Raw genomic sequence first — 26,577 nt, 5'->3', positions numbered from 1 at the left:
GAATGAAGAGAATATACCTGCTTGCCTATATCACTATATTGTGTTGTCTTTGTCCGCTTCTGAAAGCGCAGCTTGGCCCGATGCCGTTTACTCCGGTGCCGCCGAACGACCCTTCGCTTGTACGTCTCTTGAACAGTGACGTGCGGTGCAGGCAGTGGGTGGATTCCGTCATGCAGCGTCTGACTCTGAAAGAACGCATCGGACAACTGTTCATCTATACGATTGCCCCCCAGCAGGACAAGGCCAACAAGGAACTGCTGCGTAAGGTGGTGGAGGACTATAAGGTAGGCGGTCTGTTATTCTCCGGCGGATTGATGCAGAACCAGGTGATGTTGACCAATGAGGCGCAGCGGATGGCGGAAGTTCCGCTGATGATTACCTTTGACGGTGAATGGGGACTGGCTATGCGCCTCCGCGGTACTCCGAACTTTCCGCGAAACATGGTGCTGGGCTGCATACAGAACGATACACTGATTTATGAATATGGGCGCGAAGTGGCCCGCCAATGCCGTGAACTGGGGGTGCAAGTGAATTTTGCTCCTGTAGCGGATGTGAATATCAATCCCAAGAATCCGGTTATCAATACCCGTTCCTTCGGTGAAAGTCCGTTCAATGTGGCGAACAAGGTTGTTGCCTACTCCAAAGGGTTGGAGGATGGTGGTGTACTTTCTGTCAGCAAGCACTTTCCGGGGCATGGGGATACGGATGTGGATTCTCATAAGGCGTTGCCCGTGCTGCCTTTTACCCGTGCCCGTCTGGACAGTATAGAGCTTTATCCTTTCAGAAAAGCCATTCGTGCCGGATTGGGAGGAATGATGGTGGGGCACTTGGAGGTGCCTACCATAGAGCCGCAAAAGGGGCTCCCGTCTTCGCTTTCGCGTAAGGTAGTTTCCGGTCTGTTGGTGAATGACCTCGGCTTTCAGGGGCTTGTCTTTACAGATGCCCTTGCCATGAAAGGGGTATCGGGCAATGAAAGCATCTGTTTGCAGGCGCTGAAAGCCGGCAATGATTTGCTGCTTGTCCCCCGGCGTATTAAGGAAGAAGTGGAGGCTGTGCTTGCCGCTGTGAAAAAAGGGGAGCTGACAGAGAAAGAGATAGAGGCGAAATGCCGTAAAGTACTGAAATATAAATATGCCCTTGGGTTGGAAAAGAAACCCCATGTACAGCTTTCAGGTTTGGGGACCCGCATCAATACTCCGAAAACGCGTGATTTGATGCGCCGGCTGAACTTGGCGGCCATCACTGTGCTGGATAACCGGGACGAGGTACTTCCGCTGGACCCTTCCATCGGTGAAGTTGCCGTGCTCAATGTGGGAGAAGCGCAGGAAATCCAGCCGTTCCTCAAGGAACTGTCGCAGTATACCCGTCCTGTGGAGTTCCATTTGGGCAAGAATCTGCCGGAGGCTGACGGGAACCGTTTGAGGAATGCGCTGGCCAAGTACAAACGTATTCTGGTCTGTGTCACCGAACACCGTTTGACGCCCTATCAGAATTTCTTTGCAAAGTTCGCTCCTGACGTACCGGTGGTTTATCTATTCTTTATTCCTGGCAAGCAGGTATTGCAGATAAAACAAGGGGACGCTGCTGCTGAAGCGGTGATTTTGGCACACTCCTCCAACGAGGAGGTACAGCGGCAGGTTGCCCGGATTGTTTATGGCAGCGCTTGTTCAGAGGGACGCTTGTCTGCCAGTATCGGTAGTCGGTTTGCTGCCGGTGCGGGAGTGACGCTGACTCCTCAAAGCGCCCCCCGCTTTGTACCCGAAGAGCATGGTATGAATTCCCGTCTGCTGGCTGAAATAGACAAGATAGCTGAAGAAGGCATTCGTGAAGGGGCTTACCCCGGTTGCCAGGTGGTGGTGCTGAAGGATGGTAGGGAGATGTATAATAAAGCTTTCGGTACCCACGTCTGGAACGAGGCCGGAAGCAAGGCGCTTCCCGTAAAGAAGACGGATGTATACGACATCGCTTCGCTGACAAAGACCACAGCCACGCTGCTTGCTGTGATGAAGTTGTACGATGGCGGACGCCTCAATCTTACAGACCGGGTGTCGGATTATCTGCCTTTCCTACAGGATACGGACAAGAAGAATATTACGGTACGCGAACTGCTGATGCATGAATCCGGTCTACCTTCTACCTTGCTATTCTATCAGGAAGCGATTGATGAAGAGAGCTACACCGGCACTTTGTTCAAGGCACGTCCCGATGCCCGGCATTCCGCACGCATCGGACGGCAGACTTGGGCGAACCCTAAGTTCCGCTTCCGTCAGGGACTGACGTCGAAGGTGCAGACACCGGAATATACGATGCAAGTGTCCGACAGCCTTTGGCTGAACCGTTCCTTCAAGCAAGAGTACTTGCAGAAGATTGTGGATACTTCGCTTAGAGATAAACGTTACCGTTATAGTTGTGTGGGCTTTATCTTGTTGCAGCAGTTGGTCGAGGCGCGCACCGGCATGTCTATGGACGAATATCTGGCCAAGGAATTCTATACTCCGATGGGATTGGAGCGTACGGGGTATCTTCCTCTGCGCTTCTTGAAGAAGGAAGATATTGTACCTTCATCAACAGATCCTTTCTTGCGTAAGACTACCTTGCAAGGATTTGTACATGATGAATCTGCAGCTTTTCAGGGTGGCGTTTCCGGTAATGCCGGGCTGTTCTCCACTGCCGGAGAAGTGGCAAAAGTCTATCAGATGCTGCTGAATGGGGGTGAACTGGACGGTAAACGCTATTTGAGCAAGGAGACCTGCAGGGTATTTACTACCACCGTCTCAAGGATAAGCCGCCGGGGGCTGGGATTTGATAAGCCCGACCGGCATAATCCCCAGAAGAGTCCCTGCGCAGAGTCTGCCCCTGCTTCTGTTTACGGTCATACCGGTTTCACGGGCACTTGCGCCTGGACAGACCCGGAGAACGGCTTGGTTTATGTCTTTTTGAGCAACCGCACCTATCCGGATGTGTGGAATAACAAGTTGATGAGGCTGGATATAAGGACGAGGATTCAGGAGGCGGTATATAAGGCGATGCTGAGAGGAAAAAAATAATTGGTACAAATTAAAAAGAGCCTCCCTTGCTCACGCAGGAAAGGCTCTTTTCTTCTTCAATTTTGAAACAATTAAATTCTATCTGTTAAGCTTTAAGTGTGTGTCTTATCAGAACGCAATACCTACGCGCAGACCGAAATTACTCAAACCGTCTACGCTGTACGTAAAGAGGTCACCTTTGTTCGTACCGTAGCTGTAATAGGCTGCGAAATGCAAGCCCGGTCCATAAGCCCAAGGATACACATTGAAACCAATTTCAGGAGATACATAGAAACCCCATGTATCTTTGTTGGCTTCGAATACGTTGAAAGTTGACTTCAACTGTGCATATTCAGCACCCAGTTTTACACCGGCATACGGCTGGAATGCACCTCCACGGTTCCATACATAGCGGGAGGCCAGACCGAAAGGCAACTGGAATGCAGTGTGCTGCTGGTCGGTATTCAGACTGCCGCCTTCGCCTACGGGAAGTGTCTGGCGACCGAAATACTCATGGTTGCTATGGTAGTTCAAGAAAGCTCCCAATGCAAAATTGTCTGTCAGGAAGTAACCGCCTTCAAAATTCATACCCCAGCCGCTTGATTTGTCGGCGAAGTTGTTGCTGAGGGGAAAGTTATATTGCCAGTCGATATTGGCATAACCGTTATCGGTCATCTGTGCCTTCGTCGGTAGGGCGAAGACGAGAGCAAGAGCGGCAATCGCAAATACTCTCAAGGAAAGATATTTTATTGTTTTCATACTTTGTTCTTGTTTTTTGGTTCAATGGCAACTTCCCAGTCCGGAAAGGATGCTGCCGTATTATTCTTGTTACCTTAATATTGGGTAACCCGTCATTTGTCACTTATAGCTCGTAGCTTGTCACTACTTGTTAGTCAGGTAAGTTGATTGAGTGAAAGCTTGGTTTACACCTTGCACGGCAAGTTTGGTATTGACAGAAGTAGAACCACTCAGCAAGCCGCTCATATAGCTGGTCCACAGAACAGGAAGTTTCTCGCTCTGGCCTTGCGGCGCCTCCAGATTCAACAATTCGCTGATAAAGGAACCGGTGCTGTAGGAATAGTTCACGGCATAGGGATAATACCATCCGGCCCAGTTGCCCCAGTAAGGAGCATCCCAGTAGCCTGGATAGTTCCACCACCATTCGGGACGTCCGTAGTCGGTGAAGTAATAGGTACTTCTGACATAGCTTACCTGCAAGCCAAGGTCGGCTTCTTCCCGGTCATCCACACGGATGTAGCCGCGGCTGTTCATGTTAGCAACATAAGCGCTGAGAATTTCCTGGGCATTCTCATCTTTCCAGTATTCGGCGTTTTCCTTATCACCGATGACCAGAATGCTGTCCGGCAAGTAATAAGTTTCGAAGGTTTTGAAATCCGCCTTCTTGTCATAGTTGGTATAAACCAGATAATTATTGTCCAGCTTATCCATGTCAGGGTCTTTTTCGCAAGATGCAAGCGTCACTGCAAAGACCGCTAATAATAGGGGAATAAATTTCTTCATACTTTTATAATTGTTTAGGTTTAATATAAATTCCTGCCCTATGGTACCTTAGGCTTTTGTGAGAAAAAACAAGATAGGATATAAAAGGTTCACGTAGAGGTATGTTAAAAGTGATAAAGGAATAGGGTGACAGCACTTTTAACGTAACTGTCACCCTATTGCACTTATCATGTCATTACTTTATCACCCTATCATCTTTTCCATATCCGTGCTGTCCATCCTCCTCCGGGTGCCATGTGTATGTTCAGCTTGTCTCCCGAGGTCACGGTGCGTACTTCTTTCTTGTAGTCGGTTGCTTCCCGGTCGGCATTGATGCCGTCGGAAAAGATTTCGGCTTCGTAACTTCCTTCTCCGAGGAAGGAAAGGTCGATGGTACAGTCGCGTGGTGTCCAGTCGGTCATGGAGGCGATGTACCAGACGTCTCCCTTGCGGCGTGCCAGTGTAAGGTATTCGCCTACTTCACCGTCCAGTGCCACGGTCTCGTCGAAAACGGTAGGCACTTTGGCAATGAAGTCCGTGCATTCCTGCTCCTTCATATATTTGCTGGGGCTGTCGGCAAGCATTTGCAGCGGGGCTTCGAAGAGGGTGTACATCGCCATCTGGTGGACGCGCGTACCCTGGCTCATTGGATGGTCGTTGACGGCACGGAAGGTTTCGCGGGTTGCGTTCATCATGGCTCCCGGTGTGTAGTCCATCGGGCCGACAAGCATGCGCAGGTAGGGAGCAGTCACGTCATAGCGTGGGAAGTTGTGGAGCGGGCTACCGTTCACTATCGGTTCCCATTTGGCATTCTCCAGTCCCTTTACACCTTCAAAGTTCAGGACGTTGGGATAGGTGCGCTGTATACCGTATGGCTTGAGTCCATGCAGGTCCAATACCAGGCGGTGCTCGGCGGCGCAGGCTACAATGCGTTCTACAGACTGTACCAGTGGCTGGTCGTCACGGTCGAAGAAGTCTATCTTGAAGCCTTTGATGCCCATCTGTGCATAGTGGCTGAATGCGGCTTCCGTATCTTTGGCAGAGTTTCGCCAGCTTGCCCAGAGAATGATGCCGACGCCCTTCTGGTTTCCGTAGGCTACCAGTTCCTTTAAATCGATATTCGGATTCAGGTCTTTCAATAAGGATTCGTTTCCGCTCCAGCCGTCATCGATGATGATATATTCCAGGTTGTTGTCGGCGGCAAAGTCGATGAATGCCTTATAAGTCGGGGTGTTCATGCCGGCTTTGAAGTCTACGCCAGTCAGGTTGCAGGTGTTCCACCAGTCCCAAGCCACTTTGCCGGGTTTAATCCAGGAAATGTCTTTGATGCGGCAGGCGGGGGCAAGACGCTGTGCCATGTCATTGTCGGCAAGCTGCGTGTCCTTCTCGGTGACGAGCACCACACGCCAGGGGAGCTCCTGCTTGGCACAACGGGCGATGTAGTCTGCACGTTTTGTCGGTATCAGGTTCAGCCGGTTGTGTCCGCCGATTATTTCCTCCAGCGGATAGGGGGCAAATGCTGCCTGCACTCCTTGACGTGTCTGGGGATTTACAGTGAGGAACATGCCGGGATAGTTTTCCAATCCGGCTTCCATGATAACGGCTTTCTTTCCTCCGTCCAGGCAAACCATCAGTGGGGTGATGGAGAGTGAGTCGGTGTACATTTTGGACAACGGGGCTTCGTCGTAGTAAGACTCGAAGGAGAAGCAATAGCGCTCACCGTTGCGGTTGTCGTTTATGTAAGGTACAAATGCCTGGTAATCCTTGTCGAAATTGAAGTCCGCAGTTTCGTTGAGGACGATAAACGGCTTGTTCTGTTCGGAAATGAAGCGGTAGGCAGCGCCGTCATCGTATGCGCGGAACTGTACGCTGTAGCCTCCGCGGCATTTCAGTGTCAGCTGGTTGTAGACATCCTTCACACTTGCTTTTTTATAGAGGGGAGTGGGGAAGGAGGACTCTACAGACTTGCGTTCTGCACGGATTACTTTTACATTTTTACCGAAAGTTATTGCTTTCTTGGCTGATTTTTCATCTCTGCCTTGCAGGGCGATGGCAGAGGGTTGCAGCACCGTGGTTCCGTCGTGTGCTATCTGCCAGGTGAGGGCTTCTCCGGCATCTACCGTAACGGATAGTTTTCCGTTGGGTGATGCAAGTTGGTATTGCTGTGCACGGACCGTGCCCAAGCAAAGGAATAATAAACAAAAGGTTTGAATAAGGAGGCTTTTCATGTTGATTTATTTTTGAATGATTTTCTTTATCTTCTCCAGTTCCTCGGCAGAGAAGTCTGTATTTTCAGTCGCTTTCAGGTTATCTGCCAGTTGGGCAACGGAGCTCGCTCCGATGATGACGCTTGTCACCAGGTCGTCCTTCAACAGCCAGGCAAGTGACATCTCGGCAAGGGTTTGCCCGCGTGAGGCAGCAACCTCGTTGAGTGCCTTGATTTTTTGCAGCGTCTCGTCGGTCAGTGCTTCTTTCTTTAGGAAAGCCCCCTTTGCCATGCGCGAATCTTCGGGAATACCATTTAGGTAGCGGTTGGTCAGCAGGCCCTGCGCCAGCGGGGAGAAGGCGATGAAGCCGGTTCCGTTCCCTTTGGCTTGCTGCAGGATACCTTCTTCTTCCGGTTCGCGGTTGAAGAGATTGTATCTGCCTTGATAGAGCAGGCAGTGTACATCCCGTTCTTCCAGGTATTTGTAGGCAAACTCGGCCGCCTCTTTGGGATATTTGGAGATTCCTACATAGAGTGCTTTGCCTTGCCGTACGATATCAACCAGTGCTTGCAGGGTCTCTTCAAGCGGAGTATCCGGGTCGTAGCGGTGGGAGTAGAAGATGTCCACATACTCCAGGTTCATCCGTTTCAGACTTTGGTTGAGGCTGCTCATCAGGTACTTGCGTGAGCCCCACTCCCCGTAGGGGCCGGGCCACATGTCGTGTCCGGCCTTGGTGGAGATGAATAGTTCGTCCCGATAGGGCATGAAGGATTTCTTCATAATCATTCCGAAAGTCTCTTCGGCGGAACCGTAGGAAGGACCGTAATTGTTGGCGAGGTCGAAATGTGTGATTCCACGGTCGAAGGCATAGTGCGCCATGGCCTGGGAATTGGCAAATGTGTTCACGTCGCCGAAGTTGTGCCACAATCCGAGTGATATTTCCGGCAGCAGGATGCCGCTTTGCCCGCAACGGCGGAATTTCATGCCGTTGTCATAGCGTTCGGGCGCTGGAGAATAAATAGGGTTTATCATGATATTGTATTTTGTGGGTTATCCCATTATTACTTCTACTGTATGCGTGCCCGGCAGATGGTTCACCACATTGCCTTCTATCGGCTGGCCGTCTACTGTGACGGACTTGATGCCTTTGCACACACCATCGGGATTCTTCACGGTAATATGATATTCTGCCCCGCGGAACCTACGCTTCACGTTGAAGCCTTTCCAGCCTGCCGGGATACAAGGATTGATTTCCAGACCTTCATACGAAGGCTTGATGCCGAGTATGAATTGCGTGATGGCATACCACATCCAGGCAGCCGTTCCAGTCAGCCAGCTGTTCTTGCCTTCACCAGGGCGGGCGGCGTCCTTGCCGGCCACCATCTGGCAGCATACGTAAGGTTCTACTTTATGCAGGGCACTGTGCTCTTCGGTGTACGACGGGCATATCTTGCGGAAATACTCCCAGGAACGGTCACCCCGTCCCAGTACGGTTTCTCCGATGATGACCCACGGGTTGTTGTGGCAGAAGATACCTGCGTTCTCCTTGTAGCCGGCGGGATAGGTGGAGATTTCTCCATACTCCACAACATAGCGGGTGAAGGGTGGATTGTTGAGTACAATACCGTGCTCGCAGTCCAGGCGTTCCTTTACGGAGTCCAGCGCTTTTTTTACCATGCCTTCTTCCAGTCCGATGCCTGCCATGGTGCACCAGCCTTGCGATTCGATGAAGATTTGTCCTTCTTCGTTCTCTTTGGAGCCTACCTTGTGGCCGAAGTAATCGTAGGCGCGCAGATACCAGTCTCCGTCCCAGCCGTGTTTTTTTACGGCTTCCACCATATTGTCTATGTAGGTTTGCGCTCTGTTTGCTTCGTCGTCTTTACCCAGGCGGCGGCACAGCTCCACGTAGTCGCGTCCGCATACCACGAACAAGCCGGCAATCATCAGCGATTCTGCCTGGCTGCCTTCCGTCTGGTTTTCCGTGGTCTGGAAGGATTCATTCGGATCCCAGGAGAAGCAGTTCAGGTTCAGGCAGTCGTTCCAGTCGGCACGGCCGATGAGGGGCAACATGTGGGGGCCGAGGTTCTCGATGACGTGGTTGAAGGAGACGCGCAGGTGCTCGAACAGAGACACTTCCGAACCTTCTTTGTTGTCGAAGGGGACGGGCTCATCCAGGATACTGAAGTCTCCCGATTCCTTGATGTATGCCACCGTACCGAAGATAAGCCACATGGGGTCATCGTTGAAGCCGCCGCCGATGTCGTTGTTGCCGCGTTTGGTCAGCGGTTGGTATTGGTGGTAGCATCCTCCGTCGGGGAATTGGGTAGAAGCTATGTCGATGATTCGTTCGCGGGCTCGTTCCGGTATCTGATGCACGAAGCCCACGAGGTCCTGGTTGGAGTCGCGGAAACCCATTCCACGACCGATGCCGCTCTCGAAGAAAGAGGCGGAACGGGACATGTTGAAGGTAATCATGCACTGATACTGGTTCCAGATGTTCACCATGCGGTCCAGTTTTTCTTCGTCGGTCTTCACGACGTAGATGTCCAGCAGGCGGTCCCAGTAGGCTTTCAGTTCGGCAAAGGCAGCATCTACTTTGGCGGTAGTGTCGAAGGCCGAAATCATCGCCTTAGCCTTTACCTTATTTATAATAGGTGAAGAGGGTACACTCTGCTTGAACGCTTCATGCAGAGATTCTTCACGTTCCTCGAACTTTGCCTCCTGCTTGTTTTCCACATAGCCCAGCAGGAAGATGAAGTCGCGGCTTTCGCCGGGTTGCAGTTCTACTTCCAGATAGTGCGAGGCGATGGGACTCCAACCGTGGGCAATGCTGTTGCCCGGTCTGCCTTCTACTACCCGTTCCGGGTCGGCAAACTCGTTGTAGAGTCCCACGAATGTTTCGCGGTCGGTATCGAAACCGTCTACGGGTGTATTGACACTGTAGAAGGCGTAGTGATTGCGGCGTTCCTTGTATTCCGTCTTGTGGTAGATGACAGACCCGTCCACTTCCACCTCTCCCGTGGAGAAGTTACGCTGGAAGTTCTCCATGTCCGTAGCGGCATTCCACAAGCACCATTCGGCAAAGGAGAATAGTTTGAGTTTTCTCACTTTGGCAGAAGTATTCCGCAAGGTCAGCTTCTGCACCTCTCCCCAGGTCTTCAGTGGGACGAAGAAGAGCAGGCTGGCTTCGATGCCGTCTTTGGATCCGGTGATGCGGGTGTAGCTCATGCCGTGGCGACACTCGTAACTGTCGAGTGCAGTCTTGCAGGGCTTCCAGGTGGGAGACCATACGTTGCCGCCTTCATTGATGTAGAAGTAGCGTCCCCCGTTGTCCATCGGCACGTTGTTGTAGCGGTAGCGGGTGATGCGGCGGAACTTGGCGTCCTTGTAGAAGGAATAGCCTCCGGCAGTATTGGAGATGAGTGAGAAGAAATCTTCATTGCCCAGGTAGTTAATCCATGGCCAAGGTGTCTTGGGGTCGGTAATGACGTATTCGCGGTTGTCGTCATCGAAATATCCGAATCTTTTGTCTTGCATATTATTTCTTGTATTTAGTTTGATACATTCTTCATTAGTTGTGCCATCCGGCCATTTTCCCGGAAGCACGCTTCAAATTTAAAAACTTTTCTCCTATCACCCTTGTTTGCCCGGCGTGTTTTTTCCCCTCGGAAACATGAAGTACCGGAAAATGATACAAAAGTATCACCGCACGAATCTTTTTCGCTCTATCTTTGTAAACACATTTTATGATTAACCGATATGAAACACTTATTCGCATTTCTGTTCCTTCTTGGAATTACCTTTTCTCTTTCTGCCCAATCCGTCCGCGAACGTATTTTGCTGGACGACGGCTGGCAGTTTGCTTTTGGCAATGCTTCCTCACCGGAGAAAGACTTCGGCTGCGGAACGGAGTACTTCAACTATCTGACCAAGGCAGCCTCTATCCATAACGAGGGTCCTTACTCCCCCAAGTTCAATCCGGAGAAGTGGGGCGTGGACTGGAAGACGGTCAACCTTCCGCATGACTGGGTGGTTGATTTGCCTTATGCCAAAGAGGCGAGCCACAGTCATGGTTATAAAGCCGTCGGCTATAAATTCCCCGAAAACTCTGTGGGATGGTATCGGAAAAGTATCACTGTTCCGCAAGAGGACCTCGGCAAGCATCTTTATCTTCAGTTCGACGGTATCTTCCGTGATGCCCGTATCTGGATAAACGGTTTCTACCTGGGACACGAACCCAGCGGCTATGCCACGCAGGTATACGACATTACGGAATACCTGAATTACGGAGAAGAGAATCTTATCTGCGTCCGTGCGGATGCCACGCTCGAGGAGGGCTGGTTTTACGAGGGTGCGGGCATCTACCGCCATGTATGGCTGAACAAGACGGCGCCGTTGCATGTAGCTCCTTTCGGCGTATTTGTATCTTCCACGCTGGAAGCTCCTTTCGACAAGGCTGTGCTGGTGACCGAAGTGCAGATGAAGAATTCGGGAAAAGACCCCGTCTCCGGCAAAGTATGGTGCCGTCTGCTTGATGCCGACGGACAAGTGCAGATGGAGGACGAGGCGGAAGAGATAACCCTGCTGCCGCAAGAAACGCGTAGCGTAAAGGTGCGTACCAAAGTGCTGAATCCCCAGCTATGGAGTACAGAACATCCTTACCTTTATAAAATGGAAACCAGCGTCTGGCAAAACGGTAGGCAGGTGGACGTGGTGGCCACCCCGATTGGTATTCGTGACATCCGCTTCGATGCCGACAAGGGCTTCCTCTTGAACGGACAGCCTCTGAAACTGAAAGGTGTGAACATGCACCAAGACCACCCCGGAGTAGGTGCCGGCATTCCCGATGCCCTGCAAGTGTACCGACTGAAGGAACTGAAGAAGTTCGGCTGCAATGCCTACCGTTCTTCCCATAACCCGATGACTCCCGAAATGCTCGATGCCTGCGACAGCCTCGGCATCCTTGTGATAGAAGAAAACCGTCTGACGGGTGTCAACGAGGAACATACTCGCCTGCTGAAACGCATGATAGACCGCGACCGCAACCATCCGTGCATTATCCTTTGGAGTGTAGGCAACGAGGAGTGGGGCATCGAGTGGAAAGAAAGCGGTACACGCATTGCTGCCACGATGCGCGAATATTGCCACCGTTTCGACCCTACGCGCCTCATGACCGTTGCTTCGAGCAGTGGCCCTGCCATCTTGATTCCCGCAGACGTGGCCGGTTATAACTACATCCTTCAGAATCCAGTAGAGCAGCACCGCAAGGATTATCCCGGCCGCCGTGCGCTCGGTTCGGAAGAGACTACGGGCTGTGGTACGCGCGGCATCTACTTCGATGCCCACGACAAAGGCCACATGGTGGCGCACAACCGCAAGCCGAACGGACCTGACAGCCTGCTGAACTGCATCGAGCGTGGCTGGAAATTCTATGACGAACGTCCCTATTTGGCGGGTCTTTTCTATTGGACGGGTTTCGACTACCGCGGCGAGCCCAACCCCATGAAGTTCCCGGCTACGGGTTCACAATTCGGCATTCTGGACTACTGCGGTTTCCCCAAGGACGAAGCCTGGTATCTGAAGTCCTGGTGGACGGATGAGCCGGTGCTGCACATCCTTCCTCACTGGAATCTGCAAGGTCACGAAGGTGATAGCATCGATATTTGGGTATACAGCAACTGCGATGAAGTGGAATTGACTGTGAACGGCAAGAAACTGGATCGCAAACCGATGCCCCGAAACGGCCATCTTTCCTGGAAAGCCGTTTTCCAGCCCGGTGCAGTGAAGGCTGTAGGCTATAAGAACGGCAAGAAAATATTGGCCTGTACTGTGGAGACTACCGGTACTCCTGCCCGTATCTCCCTGACGGCAGACCGTTCCGTCATTCAGGCAGACAATCGGGATGTGGCAGTGTGTAACATTGAGTTGCAGGACAAGAAGAAACGTTTTGTCCCCACTGCCTGCAACGACTTGACGATAACCGTCTCCGGTCCGGTACGCATCCTTGGGGTGGGGAATGGAGACCCCGCTTATCAGGCTACGGAACGTCCGGCCGACGCCGATGCCCGCACCTATCAGGTAAAGGCATTCAACGGACTTGCACAGGTGCTGTTGCAAAGTACCGGCGAAGCGGGAGAAGCCACACTGACGGTCGTTTCGGAAAACCTGCCGGAAACTTCCTGCGTTTTGAAGCTGCAGAAGTAAGCAGCTTATCATTCATATCATCCGGCGAAGCGGAGACCTTTCTTTTGTCTATGGGGCAAGAGAGGGATCTCCGCTTCTTTCTTCCTCAAACTATAGTGTGTAAGTGTGCGAGATGCGCATCTCGTGTTGTATGAGATGTATATCTCGTACAGCATGAGATATACATCTCATACATCCTTACATTAGAGCCTGAGGGGGAGAAGAACGGAAGTTTTGCTTTTCCGGGTGGGACTTTCCCGGGTATCTGCTCATATATAACAATTATTACCTCTAAATGTAACAAATGGTACTGTTGTGGGATTAAAAAGAATGAGTATATTTGTGGCATGATATTTTTTTAACCAATGCCTATGGAAAACCAGAACTATATCATGAGGGAGATAACCCCTCTGTCGGAACGTGACTGTTTCTATATTGCCGATCGTCGCAAAACAGAATTTACCTACCCCATCCATTGTCACGCAGAGTATGAACTGAACTTCACGGAACATGCTTCCGGCGTACGTCGTGTGGTGGGCGATTCTGCCGAGATTATCGGTGATTATGACCTGGTGCTGATAACCGGTAAGGAGTTGGAGCATGTATGGGAGCAACATGAATGTACCTCCGGGGATATTCGGGAGATTACCATCCAGTTCTCTCCCGACTTGTTCTTCGGGAACGTTGTCAACAAGAACCAGTTCGACAGTATCCGTCGGATGCTGGAGCGTGCACAGTGCGGACTTAGTTTCCCCATGCAGGCCATCATGAAGGTGTACAACTGGCTGGATAAGCTGGCTTCCGAGGAGCAGGGCTTTTATGCCGTGATGAACTTTCTCCGTATCCTTTACGAACTTTCCCTCTATGACAATGCCCGGGTGTTGTCCAGTTCTTCGTTTGCCAAGATAGAGACTTTCTCTGACAGCCGCCGGGTACAGAAGGTGCAGAAATACATTTCCACCCATTATCAGGAGGATATCCGGTTGGCTTCATTGGCCGATATGGTGGGCATGACCCCGGTCTCTTTCAGCCGTTTCTTTCGCCTGCGCACCGGCAAGACGCTTTCCGACTACATTATTGATATCCGTCTGGGCTTTGCCACGCGTATGTTGGTAGATTCCACGCGTACCATTGCAGAGGTGTGCTATGACTGCGGCTTCAACAATCTGTCCAATTTCAATCGTATGTTCAAGCGGAAGAAGGGATGCTCGCCGAAGGAATTCCGTGAGAATTATCGGAAAAAGAAGCTGGTGATATGATAAAAAAGTATTGGTATTCTTCATTGAAAGTGCCTATTTTTGCACCGATGATTAATACTAATATCTGATATCATGAAAAGAGTTTTTTCCTTATTCTTATGTCTGCTGTGTGTATGTGCTGTGACGGCGCAGATACGCGGCAATGAAATTCGTGTAGTCGTTTCACCCGACCATAGCGATTGGGTGTATCGTCTGAATGAGAAGTGTACGTTTACCGTCCGGGTGCTGAAGGCACAGAACCTCTTGCCCGATGTCAAGATTGACTATGAACTGGGCCCCGAAATGTATCCTACTGAAGTAAAGAAAGACGTGGTGCTGAAAGATGGTACCTTGAAGTTGCAAGGCACGATGAAGACTGCAGGCTTCTTGCGCTGCAAGGTCAAAGCGCATGTGGACGGCCGGACTTATGAAGGGCTGGCTACATCGGCCTATGCTCCTGAGCAGCTGCAACCCGTGACGAAACTTCCTGCCGATTTTCAGGATTATTGGGCCAAGACCTTGGAAGAGGCGCGCAAGACTCCGTTGAATCCCCTTATGACGCTGCTTCCCGAGCGCTGTACGGAAACGGATAATGTATATCAGGTCAGCTTCCAGACAAAAGCTTGGGGAGGACGTTTTTACGGTATTCTCAGTATTCCCAAGAAAGAAGGGAAGTATCCGGCTTTGCTGCGTGTGCCCGGTGCGGGTGTCCGCCCTTATGCGGGAGATACGTATACGGCTCCTGGAAAGGTAATTATATTGGAGGTGGGTATCCACGGAATTCCCGTCACGATGCAGCAGTCTGTATATGATGCGCTGGCAGGTGGGGCGCTGAGCAATTATTGGATGTTCGGCCGCGACAATCGGGATGCTTCTTACTATAACCGTGTGGTGGTAGGCGCTTTGCGTGCTGTGGATTTTATCTGTTCGCTGCCGCAGTACAACGGGAAAGCGCTGGGCGTTACGGGCTCCAGCCAGGGCGGTGCCTTGTCTGTGATTACGGCGGCTCTTGATTCACGCGTTACTTTCCTGGCGGCTGTTCATCCTGCCCTGTGCGACCACGAAGCGTTCTTCAAGAAGCGTGCTTGCGGCTGGCCCCATTATTTCTATTATTATGGTGCTCCCGATGAAAAGCAGCTTGAAACGGTGCGCTATTATGATACGGCAAACTTTGCCCGCCTGCTGAATGTGCCCGGTTGGTTCAGTTGGGGGTATAACGATGAAGTCTGTCCTCCCACTTCCATGTATGCAGCCTACAATGTGATTTCTTCTCCGAAGGAATTGCATCCTTATCTGGAAACCGGGCATTATTGGTATCAGGAACAGTGGGATGAATGGCTGGACTGGATACGGAGACAACTTAATGTGCCAATGTGATTAATCACATTGGCATATTAATCTGATAATATAGTATCATTTTTTATGATATGAGCCGCGTATCTTTGTGTATCGCTTAAAAACTGATAATATGAAGAAACAATTCTTTTTGCTGACAGTACTTTTATTCTTTTTGGGAGCATGTGCCCCTAAGCCTGCGGAGCATTCGTTTATTAAGGTCAACGCCGATGGACAGTTCGTTCGCGACGGAAAACCCTATTATTTTGTAGGTGCCAATTTCTGGTACGGTGCTATTCTTGGTTCCGAAGGTGAAGGCGGCAATCGTGAACGGTTGCATAAGGAGCTGGACTTTCTGAAAAGTATTGGCATCAACAACCTGCGCGTATTGGTGGGTGCTGACGGTGAAAATGGCATAAAGACGCGGGTAGAGCCCTCTTTGCAAGTGGCACCGGGCGTCTATAATGATACTATTTTAGCCGGATTGGATTATTTTATGAATGAACTGCGTGAACGTGATATGACAGCTGTCCTCTATTTGAACAATTCCTGGGAATGGAGCGGTGGCTATTCCGTTTACCTGCAATGGTCCGGACACGGTGATGCCGTGGTACCTGCCGTAGACGGATGGCCCGCCTATATGGAGTATGTCAAGCAGTTCCCCCAATCGGACAGCGCGAAGGCTTTGTTTGCCAATCATGTCAATTATATTGTTTCACGCACCAATAGGTATAATCAGATAAAATATGTGGATGACCCTACTATTATGTCCTGGCAGATTGGTAACGAGCCTCGCGCTTTCTCTGACGAGAACAAGGAACCGTTTGCCCGCTGGATGGCCGATGTGGCTGCACAAATCAAGTCACTCGACCCGAACCACATGGTGTCTTCCGGCAGTGAGGGCTCGTGGGGATGCGAAATGGATATGAATCTTTTCGAGAAGATTCATGCCGACCCCAACATCAATTATCTGAATATCCACATCTGGCCTTACAACTGGAGTTGGGTGAAGGCAGACAGCCTGAAGGAACTTCTTCCGCGTGCCAAGGAAAATACTAAGAAGTATATAGATGACCACATGGTCATTGCTCGGAAGTACAGCAAGCCGATTGTTTTGGAGGAGTTCGGTTTTCCCCGTGACGGTTTCAGCTTTTCCAAAGAGGCACCGACCACTGCCCGCGATGAATATTACCGTTATGTATTCGACCTCATCCGCCAGGACCGTGAGAGCGGCGGACTCTTTGCCGGATGCAATTTCTGGGCATGGGGTGGTTTTGCCGGACAAAATCCCGACCATGTATTTTGGGAAAAGGGAGATGACTATACCGGTGACCCGGCTCAAGAACAACAAGGACTGAACTCTGTCTTTGCCACAGACAGCACTATTGAAATAATTAAAGCGGAAAACCGGGAGCTGCAAAATTGAACCTATCTGTGCTTTTCCGTGTAATCCCTACCTGAAAATTAGAATGTAAGCGTGTACAAAGCGTTTGTACCGTTATATAAGAAAGATTATTACTCTAAATACTAAGTATGATATGAAAAGCATATGGAAAGTTATGTTGGCGGTTTGTTGCCTAGGTATGACCATTGGTTGTGGAACAAACCCGTCGAAGAATGAAAATGTAAAGGAAACGCTACCGGCATTGGTGGTCAATGGTACGCAGCTGATGAATACCGAAGGCGATACGGTGGTATTACACGGTGTCAGCTATGGCTGGCATCAGTTCTGGCCTCGTTTCTACAATGCCTCTTCGGTTGCTTATCTGGTCAATGACTGGGGCGCACAGGTGCTTCGGGCCTCTATGGGAGTGGATTTGGATAGCGCCTGCTATGTGAACAAGCCCGAGTTCGGTATTGAGTGTGTTACAAAGGTGGTGGATGCTGCTATCGAGAACGGCGTTTACGTCATCATCGACTGGCATAGCCACAATCTGAGGCAGGAAGAAGCAAAGGAGTTCTTCACCCAAATGGCTACCCGTTACAAAGGGGTTCCTAATGTCATCTATGAGGTTTTCAACGAACCGGTGGAAGACAGTTGGGAGCAGGTGAAGTCATACTCTGTGGAGGTTATCAAGACGATTCGTGCCATAGAACCGGATGCCGTTATCCTCGTTGGTTGTCCGCATTGGGACCAGGACATCCATTTGGCAGCGGACGATCCTATTACCGTATATGACAATATAATGTATACACTTCACTTTTATGCCAATACCCACGGACAGTGGCTGCGCGACCGCGCCGACTATGCTCTGGGCAAGGGCTTGCCGATTTTCGTTTCCGAATGCGCCGGTATGGAGGCAAGTGGGGACGGCCCCATCAGTAAAGAAGAGTGGGGGAATTGGCTGGAGTGGATGCAGCGGCATTCCATCAGTTGGGTGGCTTGGTCCTTGTCGGACAAAGACGAGACTTGTTCCATGCTTTATCCGTCGGCTTCTTCCGAGGGAAACTGGAAAGATGCAGACATGAAAGAGTGGGGGAGAATGGTTCGTGACGAATTGACGACACTGAAAAAATAGCCCTTTAAAAACAATATGATTTAACCATTAATAATTAAGAAAAAAGAATTGTGCTTATGGAAGAAAAGAAGAATGATGCTGTGAAAACATGAATTGTTTGGAAGTAATTTTAAGTGTCAACGCCTTGATTGCATGTCACGGTTTCTTGACTTACTCTCATTTTGTTAACTAAAAAAATCTTCTTTTGGGAGGTTTTGTGTTTGTTTTAAATCTAAGAAATACAGTATGAATTTGAATTTTAGAAAGACAGCGCTGCTTGCGGGGATATGCTCGGTGTTCAGTCTGGGTTATGCTCCTCAGCTTTTCGCAGTATCATCGACGGATACCGTTGAGGCAGTGCAGCAAACAAAGAAAATTACGGGTGTCGTCAGTGATGCTATGGGCCCTATTATCGGTGCCAATGTATTGGAAAAAGGTACAACGAATGGTGTAATTACCGACATTGACGGTAACTTTGCCTTGAATGTGAAACCGGGAGCTACCATTGTAGTCTCCTTTATAGGCTATGTCAGCCAGGAAATAAAGATAACGAACCAGACAACAGTGAACATCACGCTGAAGGAAGACTCCGAGATGTTGGACGAAGTGGTGGTTGTGGGGTACGGTACGATGAAGAAAAGCGACCTTTCCGGTGCTTCCGTTTCCATGAGTGAAGACAAGATTAAGGGTTCTATTATCACCAATCTCGACCAGTCCCTTCAAGGGCGTGCTGCCGGTGTGACGGCAGTCAGCACTTCCGGTGCTCCGGGTTCTTCCTCCTCTATCCGCGTACGTGGTCAGGCCACTATCAATGCTAATGCCGAGCCGTTGTATGTAATTGACGGTGTGATTGTACAGAGTCAGGGACAAAGCGGTTCATCTTATGGTTTGGGCGATGCACTGGGTAATGGCTCGGTTTCCACCATTTCTCCGCTTTCCACCATCAACCCTGCTGATATCGTCAGTATGGAAATTCTGAAAGATGCTTCGGCAACCGCCATTTACGGTGCGCAAGGTTCCAATGGTGTGGTTTTGATTACGACCAAACGTGGTAAGGCGGGTGAGGCTAAGTTTACTTATGACGGTATGTTTGCCGTTCAACGCCAGACAAAGCGTCTGGATATGATGAATCTGCGTGAGTATGCCATTTATTATAATGATTTGGCAAACATGGGTGAAATCTCTGACCCTAGTAATTATTATGCCGATCCTTCTCTGCTGGGAGTAGGTACAAACTGGCAGGACGCCATCTTCCAGACTGCTTTGCAGCATCAGCACCAGATTTCGGCACAAGGTGGTACAGAGAAGATACAATACTACGTATCAGCTTCCTATATGGATCAGGACGGTACCATCATCGGTTCAAACTTTAACCGTTACAGCTTCCGTGCCAACTTGGATGCCCAACTGAAGAAGTGGTTGAAACTCGGTTTGACCGCCACCTATACAGCAACGGGTGATGACCTGAAACTGGCAGACAGTGATGAAGGTTTGATTAACTACTCGTTGACCACTCTTCCTGATATACCTATCTATAATCTGGATGGCAGCTATGCCACCGTTGTTCGCGAAGGCTACACGAATCCTAACCCGATTGCCCTTGCCATGATGGATGACATTCTGCTGGACCGTCAGAAACTGACGGGTAATATTTTCTTTGAGGTTACTCCGATTAAAAATCTGGTATGGCATGCCGAATTGGGTTATGACATCAGTTCCAGCAAAGGTGAGCGCTACAAGCCGATGGTTGATTTGGGTGGATGGGTACGTTCCAGTAATGAAAGCAATATCCAGAAAAACAGCAGTACATTCTGGCAATTGAAGAACTATGTGACCTATTCCGGAAACATAGGCGACAAGCATCATTATACAGCCATGGTGGGCCAGGAGTGCTGGGAGTCCAGCTATGACTTCACGAGTGTGTTCAATAGCGGTCTGCCTTCGGATGAAGTGCACAATCCTGCCTTGGGTACGGGAACCCCGACTATCAATGCAGGTTTTGGAAGCTCGTCTATGGCATCTTTCTTTACACGTCTGACTTATAACTATGCCGACCGTTATTTGGGTACTTATACCTATCGTTATGACGGCTCTTCAAACTTCGGTCCCGAGAACCGTTGGGCAGGCTTCCATTCATTGGCTACTTCCTGGCGCTTTTCCAACGAAACGTTCTTTGAACCGTTGAAGAAGGTCATCAGTAACGGTAAGTTGCGTCTGGGATGGGGACAAACTGGTAATGCCAACATCGGTGGTTATGCTTGGGGTACATCCATGAGTCGTATGCCTTCCGGTCTGGGTATGGGGTATCGCCCCTCCAATATACCGAATACTTCCATCAAATGGGAGTCCCAGGAGCAATGGAACGTCGGTGTGGATTTGGGATTCCTGCACGACCGTATCAACCTGACGGTAGAGTGGTACAAGAAAACTTCCAGTGATATGTTGATGCCGTTGCAGTTGCCTTCTTATATGGGTACTTCCGGTAATGCGTCTTCTGCATTGGCTGCTCCGAAAGGTAACTATGGTGACATAGAGAATACCGGTTTTGAAATCTCTCTGAACACACATCCTATTACGGGTAAGTTTGAATGGGATTCTGACTTCCAGATTTCTTTCAACAAGAACAAACTGAAAGGATTGGCTGGTACAGCCAATGCGCAGATTGTGGGTTACGGACAGTGGACCGATGTAGTCAGTGTATCCAGTGTAGGCGAATCACTTTATAACTTCTATGGATTTGTTTGTGATGGTGTTTACAAGGACCTGGAGGACCTTCAGACTTCTCCGAAACCTGCCAAGTACCCGGCAAACGGTGTATTCGACCGTACCAATACCGTATGGGTGGGTGATGTGAAATATAAGGATATCAGTGGTCCTGACGGTGTGCCCGATGGCGTTATTGACGACTATGACAAGACCAATATCGGTTCTCCGATGCCTAAGTTTACTTTTGGCTGGACCAATACTTTCCGTTACAAGAACTTCGACTTGTCCGTTTTCATCAACGGTTCCTATGGCAACAAGGTGTACAACTACCTTTCCATGAAGCTGACACATATGAACTCTCCCTGGACTAACCAGCTGAATGCTGTAAACGGACGTGCACAGCTTGTTCCTATCAATCCGAACAAGGTCTACGAAGATGGAACGATGTGGTATAATGATGTGTCTAACGTCATGGTGGCAAACCCGGGAGCTTCCATTCCACGCGCCACTATCAATGACCCGAATGACAACGACCGTATCAGTGACCGTTATATTGAAGATGGTTCTTATATCCGTCTGAAGAACATCTCTTTGGGATATACTTTCCCGAAAAAGACGATTGATAAACTGGGACTGAGCAACTTGCGTATCTATGCCAATATCCAGAACCTGCTGACCATTACCGGTTATGACGGCTATGACCCTGAAATTGGTGCCAGCACTTCAAGCGTCAATGTCTATGGTTTGGACAACGGACGTTATCCGTCTCCTACAGTTTATTCATTCGGCTTGAATGTTTCATTCTAACACTTTAAATTGAAGAAAACATGAAAATCAGATATATTAAATATTGGGCGTTTGCAGCTGTACTCGGTATGGGAACAGTTTCATGCGAGGATTTCCTGAACCGTCCTACCGAAGACAATTATAACGAATCGAACTTCTATCAGAATGACGAACAATGTGTGCAGGGGGTTAATTATCTTTATAACTCACCTTGGTATGACTTTCAGCGCGGTTTTATTAAAGTCGGTGAAATCTTGTCCGGAAACGTATACGAGGGAAACAGCCCTTACTTGAATTTTACGGTGAATGGTACGGATGAAAACCTTGTGAACATGTCCTATTCTCTATGGGCAGTGATTGGCCATGCCAATACTGTATATACTCGTTTGAAGACGGCAAATGCGTCAGAAGCAGTGAAAAATCAGTGTATGGGCGAGTGTCTGGCATGGAAAGCCATGGCTTACTTCTATTTGGTACGTAGTTTTGGCGCAGTACCCATTATCCATGATAATACGGACGAATTGAATTCCGGTAATTATAACTCCAAATTCAAAGTGGAGGCAGCAGATGTGTACGAATATATCATTATGACTCTGGAGAAAGCTATGGAGTTGCTTCCGGCCAGAGGTGAAACGGGACGTATTGACCGCTATTGTGCCGAAGGTCTTTTGGCTAAGGTGTATCTAACTAAGAGTGGCCTTTCCGGTACCCGCAATGCGGATGATTTGGCGAAAGCGGCAGAATATTCCAAGGATGTAATTAATAATTCCGGCCGTAACTTGCTGGCTAACTATTCCGATGTTTTCCGTTTGGCAAACAACAAGAATGAAGAGTGTCTCTTCTCCTGGCACTGGTCGGCAGGACGTGACCCCTGGACACAGCAGAATACGTTGCAGTCGGACTTGGCAATGGTGGGATTCGATGAATTTGGTGATTGCTGGGGCGGCTATGCAGGTCCGTCGGTTGATTTGCAGGATGCATTTGGAATTTCCGCTTTGGAAAGTCCTGAGACGCGTTCGGATACGGATACCCGTCGTAAGGCTACTATGATGATGGCAGGTGATGTATACGATTATTTCTGGCAGGACAAGGGTGGATTTGATTATCTGCGGTTTATTTATGATGCCGAATATGGTAAGGGAGGACCTAATGGCGATTACCAGTCTCCTACCGGTGCCAATCACGTGAAGCATCTCTATGGTAACAATAATGACCATGTATTGGGCTTGGGCGTATCGGCTGGTAATATGTACAGCGGCCTGGCAACCCATATCCTGCGCCTGTCCGATATCTATCTGGTATATGCCGAGGCGAAAATGGGACTGGCTACCTCTACTACAGACCAGAGTGCACTGGATGCTTTCAATGCAGTACGTGGCCGTGCCATTCCGGGAGTTACTCCGAAAACCTCCATTACTTGGGAGGACGTCTGGAAGGAACGCCGGCTGGAACTGGCTTGCGAAGGCGACCGTTGGTATGATTATGTACGTTTGGCATATTATGATTCCCAGCGTGCTATCAATGAGCTGAAGGCACAGCGCCGTGATGTTTATTATAGTCTGGGTACTACTTATAAGGCTTATTATGAAAACGGCAGTTGGACGGTGAATCCGGACGAGACCCGTTACAATCCGGATGCAAAGGCGCCGAATGTGACAGTCTCCAGCTTTACATTGCCGTTCCCGACAGAAGACATGGTGTTCAATCCTAATTTGATGAAAGACCCGGTACACGTAGATGTACGTTCTGAATTCAGTTATTAATTTAATGCTTGAAAAGATGAAAAATAATAGATATACGAATTGGTTCTTCGCGGCAGCTGTTGTTGTAGCAGGCTTTTCCATGGCGGCTTGTGAGGATGAACCGGATAAATATGAAGTGGCAGGGGGAAAGCCTACCTTGAAATATGTTCGTGTCCCTGATCCGGCAGCGGCAGACTCTTTGCTGACGGGGGCTTATATGGCGAATACGATTTGTCTGGTCGGTGAAAATCTGCGGAGTGTTTACGAGCTCTATTTCAATGACCAGAAGGCGATACTTAATACCAGTTACATCACTGACCATACACTTATGGTAGATGTTCCGAAAGAGATTCCTTCGGTAGTGACTGATAAGATTTATATGGTGACCAAAGCAAAGGATACCATAGATTATGATTTCAAGGTGTTGGTTCCGGCTCCTACCGTGAACTCCATTTCTTGTGAGTTTGCAAAGCCGGGTAGTGAGGTGACACTGATTGGTGACTATTTCATTGATGACCCGAATGTGCCGCTGACCATTACGATGGCCGGTAATGTGGAAGTGACTAATATTACGAACATAACCAAGACTGCGGTCAGCTTTATTCTTCCGGACAATGCTCCTGCAGGCTATATCAACGTGAAGTCCATTTATGGTACCGGACGTTCCAAGTTCCGCTATTATGATACACGTAACATTCTCTTTGACTGGGACGGTTCTCATGGCGGTATGGCTATTGCCCACGGTTGGCGCGATGGTAGCAAGGTGTTGAGAGAAGCCGATGAAAACAGTATTGACGGTGCTTATATCTGTCTCACCGGAGCACTTGACGGTGCTATCGGAGCTACTTGGGCAGAAGATGAGTTCTCGTTCAACTATTGGCCGGAACCGTCTGCCGGTTATCCCGAACTTTCTGCACGTCCTGAGTTTGCAGAACTGCTCGAGGAGTATGGCGTCAATGGCTTGCAACTGAAATTCGAGGTGAATATTCCTTCTTCCAATCCGTGGCAGTCTTGCGCTCTACAAGTGATGTTTACGGGTAATGATGTGGTGACTTATGCGACGGGAACTAATGCTTATTTTAGTGATACGAATGTGCCGCGCGGTTTGTGGTTGCCTTGGAAGAATACGGGTTCGTATGATACGGGTGGTAAATGGACAACCGTTTCCATGAATCTGTCCGAGTTCAACAAGACGCATGAAGGTAATAAGTGTGATAGAACTTTTGACAAGACTATGCTGACCGGATTGACATTCTTTGTCTGGGCAGGTGGTGTGGAAGGTAAGGATTGCAATCCGGTGATTATGATTGACAACATCCGTGTGGTACCTATTGAATAACCTTTTAAATAGAATACTGATATGAATAAAACATATAAATTTCCGGCACTGTGGATGATGTGCCTGATGCTCTTCAGTTGCTTGACGTTTACGGCCTGCGACAATGGGGATGATGAAGATACCAACCAATATAAAGGGGGAATCAGTCTGAATGTATTCGGACCGAGTCCCGTATCCCGCGGCGGTGTACTCCGTTTCCTAGGCAGTGGCATGGATAAAGTGACTGCGGTCGCTATTTCCGGTTGCGACGATATAACAGACATCGAAGTAGTCAGTGATACGGAAATCCGTGTCACTGTACCTCAGACAGCCCAGCCGGGGTTGGTTGTCTTGAAGACTCCGAAAGGGGATATTACAACAAAAACCGAGTTGACATTTACGGAGCCGATTGCTTTGGAGGCTTTTGCACCGGCAGAAGTAAAGCCTGGTAGTGAATTGACCATTACTGGTGAATATTTGAATTTGATTAAAGAAGTGATATTTGCTGACGAGGTAACAGTGCCTGCTGATGAGTTTGTCAGTCAAAGCCGTCAGGAGATTAAAGTTATTGTTCCTGATTCTGCTCAGACCGGTAAGTTCATCTTGTCTGATGGAGCTGAAATCCCCAATTGGATTTATTCTGAAGGGGAACTGGAGGTTACTTTGCCATCGGTAGAGGCTCCACTCGACCTGGTAGATAAGAAGCCGGGGGATGTCATTCGAGTTTCTGGTGAAAACTTTGATTTGGTGAAGAAAGTGCAGATGCCGAATGGGGATGAAGTTGAATTTACGATGACTGCCTCTTCCGAAGGAGATGAACTTACTTTTACATTGCCGGATAATGTCTCGGACGGAGAAGTTACGGTACTTCCTGCTTCGGATGTAAAAGTTGTGGTTGCTACTGTTGTAGTAGCTACGCCTTCGAACGTAGTGGCTGTTCCTGCTGTGAACTTGCGTGGTGGAGATATGATTACCTTGAAAGGTACCAATATGGATTTGGTGACTGATGTAACGTTCCCTGGTGTAGAAGAAGCAGTAGGATTGGAATCACAAAACTCGACTGAAATAAAGGTCTTGATGCCGGCTGCGGCTATTAGTGGTGATTTGCAATTGAATACAAATAGTGGAAAAGCAACTGCCGTATCTATTGCAACGGCAAAGCCGGAAAACATTTCTTATAGTGCGGCGACGGTCCCGGCAGGAGAGGCTTTGACTGTCAAAGGAATAAATATGGATGTAGTTTCGGCTGTTGTATTCAGTGGTAATGTGGAAGTTACCGTATCCGATGCCACTGCTACTGCCATTTCTTTGACTGTACCTACAACTGCCGAAACTGGGGCCTTACTTTTGAAAATGGCCAATGGTGAATCTGTGGAAGCACCGTCTCTGACAATAGAGAAACCGGTATGCGCCTATTTGCCGGCATTGCCTGACAAATTGGTTCGGGGACGAATTGTGGAACTTGAGATTGTTAATGCTGATAAACTGACAAATGTATTGCTGAATGAGGCTTCAGTCCAGTATATCAATGATGCGGCTAAAGGGGTATTGATGTTGAATGTACCGGCTGAACTGGATGGAACTTATAGCCTGAAACTGATTTCTTCAAATGGTGAAATTGCTTATGATGTTCTTGTAGTTGCCAATGAAGAAACAGTTTGGGCTGGTCCGCTCGATATTAGTTGGGGTGATGGAGGACGTGTATTGGTACCGGCTGCATCTTTTGCCAAGGTAACGGCAGGTACTGTCATGAAAGTCTATTTCGATCAGAAAGACCAGACTTGGGCACAGGCTCAGTTTAATTATGGTGATTGGAGCGGTATTACGTTCTCTTTGTTTAATCAGACTATGGTACCGACCGACATTTACGGCTGGAGTTTCGAGAGCCGTGTGATGGAGTTGACGTTGACTCAGGAGATACTTGATAATATTCAAGCTAAACAAGGAGATTGTGAAGACCAGACAAATGTAGGTATCATTATTCAGGGCAGTGATTTGACGTTTACAAAAATAACGATTGTAAATTGATGAATTGTGG

At 49.1% G+C, this 26,577-nt stretch carries 15 protein-coding genes; 10 read left to right on the top strand and 5 right to left on the bottom strand.

Annotation, left to right across the window (positions count from 1 at the left end; translation table 11 throughout):
- The first annotated feature begins 2 nt into the window (after window positions 1-2).
- Entirely contained in the window at window positions 3-3,047 is a 3,045-nt protein-coding gene (locus tag ACESTD_RS08830; RefSeq protein WP_117990752.1) for a glycoside hydrolase family 3 N-terminal domain-containing protein, read from the top strand.
- A 108-nt stretch (window positions 3,048-3,155) separates the two neighbouring features.
- On the opposite strand, the gene ACESTD_RS08825 is transcribed toward ACESTD_RS08830, so the two are convergent.
- The 5 genes from ACESTD_RS08825 to ACESTD_RS08805 form a co-directional block, all read right to left on the bottom strand.
- A complete protein-coding gene (locus ACESTD_RS08825) occupies window positions 3,156-3,785 on the bottom strand; it encodes an outer membrane beta-barrel protein (RefSeq protein ID WP_117990750.1) in 630 nt (209 codons plus the stop codon).
- Window positions 3,786-3,908: 123 nt separating this feature from the next.
- On the bottom strand, window positions 3,909-4,547 hold the full coding sequence (locus tag ACESTD_RS08820) for a DUF4136 domain-containing protein (protein ID WP_373158806.1): 639 nt from the start codon (window positions 4,545-4,547) through the stop codon (window positions 3,909-3,911).
- Window positions 4,548-4,738: 191 nt separating this feature from the next.
- Window positions 4,739-6,754, bottom strand: a complete 2,016-nt coding sequence (locus ACESTD_RS08815) for a glycoside hydrolase family 97 protein (protein ID WP_005834798.1) — start codon at window positions 6,752-6,754, stop codon at window positions 4,739-4,741.
- Window positions 6,755-6,760: 6 nt separating this feature from the next.
- On the bottom strand, window positions 6,761-7,765 hold the full coding sequence (locus tag ACESTD_RS08810) for an aldo/keto reductase (RefSeq protein WP_005825039.1): 1,005 nt from the start codon (window positions 7,763-7,765) through the stop codon (window positions 6,761-6,763).
- Between the two features lie 18 nt (window positions 7,766-7,783).
- The gene (locus ACESTD_RS08805) at window positions 7,784-10,270 is read right to left on the bottom strand and encodes a GH36-type glycosyl hydrolase domain-containing protein (RefSeq protein ID WP_005834800.1); all 2,487 of its coding nucleotides are present in this window, start codon (window positions 10,268-10,270) and stop codon (window positions 7,784-7,786) included.
- Between the two features lie 222 nt (window positions 10,271-10,492).
- Between ACESTD_RS08805 and galA the strand changes: the two genes are divergently transcribed.
- From galA to ACESTD_RS08760, 9 genes are all read left to right on the top strand, one after another.
- A complete protein-coding gene (galA, locus tag ACESTD_RS08800) occupies window positions 10,493-12,937 on the top strand; it encodes a beta-galactosidase GalA (protein ID WP_118275024.1) in 2,445 nt (814 codons plus the stop codon).
- A gap of 350 nt (window positions 12,938-13,287) precedes the next feature.
- Window positions 13,288-14,175, top strand: coding sequence for an AraC family transcriptional regulator (locus ACESTD_RS08795; protein WP_009037794.1), 888 nt, complete (start codon window positions 13,288-13,290; stop codon window positions 14,173-14,175).
- Window positions 14,176-14,247: 72 nt separating this feature from the next.
- Complete coding sequence (locus tag ACESTD_RS08790; RefSeq protein WP_151853119.1) at window positions 14,248-15,531, top strand: acetylxylan esterase; 1,284 nt, start codon at window positions 14,248-14,250, stop codon at window positions 15,529-15,531.
- 91 nt (window positions 15,532-15,622) lie between these two features.
- Window positions 15,623-16,915, top strand: a complete 1,293-nt coding sequence (locus ACESTD_RS08785) for a beta-galactosidase (RefSeq protein WP_151853120.1) — start codon at window positions 15,623-15,625, stop codon at window positions 16,913-16,915.
- A gap of 112 nt (window positions 16,916-17,027) precedes the next feature.
- A complete protein-coding gene (locus tag ACESTD_RS08780) occupies window positions 17,028-18,008 on the top strand; it encodes a glycoside hydrolase family 5 protein (RefSeq protein ID WP_175332098.1) in 981 nt (326 codons plus the stop codon).
- A 225-nt stretch (window positions 18,009-18,233) separates the two neighbouring features.
- Window positions 18,234-21,500, top strand: a complete 3,267-nt coding sequence (locus ACESTD_RS08775) for a TonB-dependent receptor (RefSeq protein ID WP_117969094.1) — start codon at window positions 18,234-18,236, stop codon at window positions 21,498-21,500.
- A 20-nt stretch (window positions 21,501-21,520) separates the two neighbouring features.
- Window positions 21,521-23,242: a RagB/SusD family nutrient uptake outer membrane protein gene (locus tag ACESTD_RS08770; protein ID WP_373158805.1), complete on the top strand. Its 1,722-nt coding sequence runs from the start codon at window positions 21,521-21,523 to the stop codon at window positions 23,240-23,242.
- Window positions 23,243-23,258: 16 nt separating this feature from the next.
- Window positions 23,259-24,560 (top strand): glycan-binding surface protein, encoded by a 1,302-nt coding sequence (locus tag ACESTD_RS08765; protein ID WP_005834814.1) that lies wholly within the window; start codon window positions 23,259-23,261, stop codon window positions 24,558-24,560.
- 21 nt (window positions 24,561-24,581) lie between these two features.
- Complete coding sequence (locus ACESTD_RS08760) at window positions 24,582-26,567, top strand: hypothetical protein (RefSeq protein WP_117713817.1); 1,986 nt, start codon at window positions 24,582-24,584, stop codon at window positions 26,565-26,567.
- The last annotated feature ends 10 nt before the right edge of the window (window positions 26,568-26,577 follow it).

Origin of the sequence: Bacteroides sp. AR20 (genome assembly GCF_964250605.1) — a bacterium.
Taxonomy (GTDB): domain Bacteria; phylum Bacteroidota; class Bacteroidia; order Bacteroidales; family Bacteroidaceae; genus Bacteroides; species Bacteroides uniformis.
The sequence above is the reverse complement of the archived record's forward strand: the minus strand, read 5'-3'. Positions and strand labels throughout refer to the sequence as shown.

What these genes read in the sequence shown, in the direction of transcription:
- ACESTD_RS08830 (WP_117990752.1), top strand. Translation starts at nt 3, where the DNA reads ATGAAGAGAATATACCTGCTTGCCTATATCACTATATTGTGTTGTCTT.
- ACESTD_RS08825 (WP_117990750.1), bottom strand. Translation starts at nt 3,785, where the DNA reads ATGAAAACAATAAAATATCTTTCCTTGAGAGTATTTGCGATTGCCGCT.
- ACESTD_RS08820 (WP_373158806.1), bottom strand. Translation starts at nt 4,547, where the DNA reads ATGAAGAAATTTATTCCCCTATTATTAGCGGTCTTTGCAGTGACGCTT.
- ACESTD_RS08815 (WP_005834798.1), bottom strand. Translation starts at nt 6,754, where the DNA reads ATGAAAAGCCTCCTTATTCAAACCTTTTGTTTATTATTCCTTTGCTTG.
- ACESTD_RS08810 (WP_005825039.1), bottom strand. Translation starts at nt 7,765, where the DNA reads ATGATAAACCCTATTTATTCTCCAGCGCCCGAACGCTATGACAACGGC.
- ACESTD_RS08805 (WP_005834800.1), bottom strand. Translation starts at nt 10,270, where the DNA reads ATGCAAGACAAAAGATTCGGATATTTCGATGACGACAACCGCGAATAC.
- galA (WP_118275024.1), top strand. Translation starts at nt 10,493, where the DNA reads ATGAAACACTTATTCGCATTTCTGTTCCTTCTTGGAATTACCTTTTCT.
- ACESTD_RS08795 (WP_009037794.1), top strand. Translation starts at nt 13,288, where the DNA reads ATGGAAAACCAGAACTATATCATGAGGGAGATAACCCCTCTGTCGGAA.
- ACESTD_RS08790 (WP_151853119.1), top strand. Translation starts at nt 14,248, where the DNA reads ATGAAAAGAGTTTTTTCCTTATTCTTATGTCTGCTGTGTGTATGTGCT.
- ACESTD_RS08785 (WP_151853120.1), top strand. Translation starts at nt 15,623, where the DNA reads ATGAAGAAACAATTCTTTTTGCTGACAGTACTTTTATTCTTTTTGGGA.
- ACESTD_RS08780 (WP_175332098.1), top strand. Translation starts at nt 17,028, where the DNA reads ATGAAAAGCATATGGAAAGTTATGTTGGCGGTTTGTTGCCTAGGTATG.
- ACESTD_RS08775 (WP_117969094.1), top strand. Translation starts at nt 18,234, where the DNA reads ATGAATTTGAATTTTAGAAAGACAGCGCTGCTTGCGGGGATATGCTCG.
- ACESTD_RS08770 (WP_373158805.1), top strand. Translation starts at nt 21,521, where the DNA reads ATGAAAATCAGATATATTAAATATTGGGCGTTTGCAGCTGTACTCGGT.
- ACESTD_RS08765 (WP_005834814.1), top strand. Translation starts at nt 23,259, where the DNA reads ATGAAAAATAATAGATATACGAATTGGTTCTTCGCGGCAGCTGTTGTT.
- ACESTD_RS08760 (WP_117713817.1), top strand. Translation starts at nt 24,582, where the DNA reads ATGAATAAAACATATAAATTTCCGGCACTGTGGATGATGTGCCTGATG.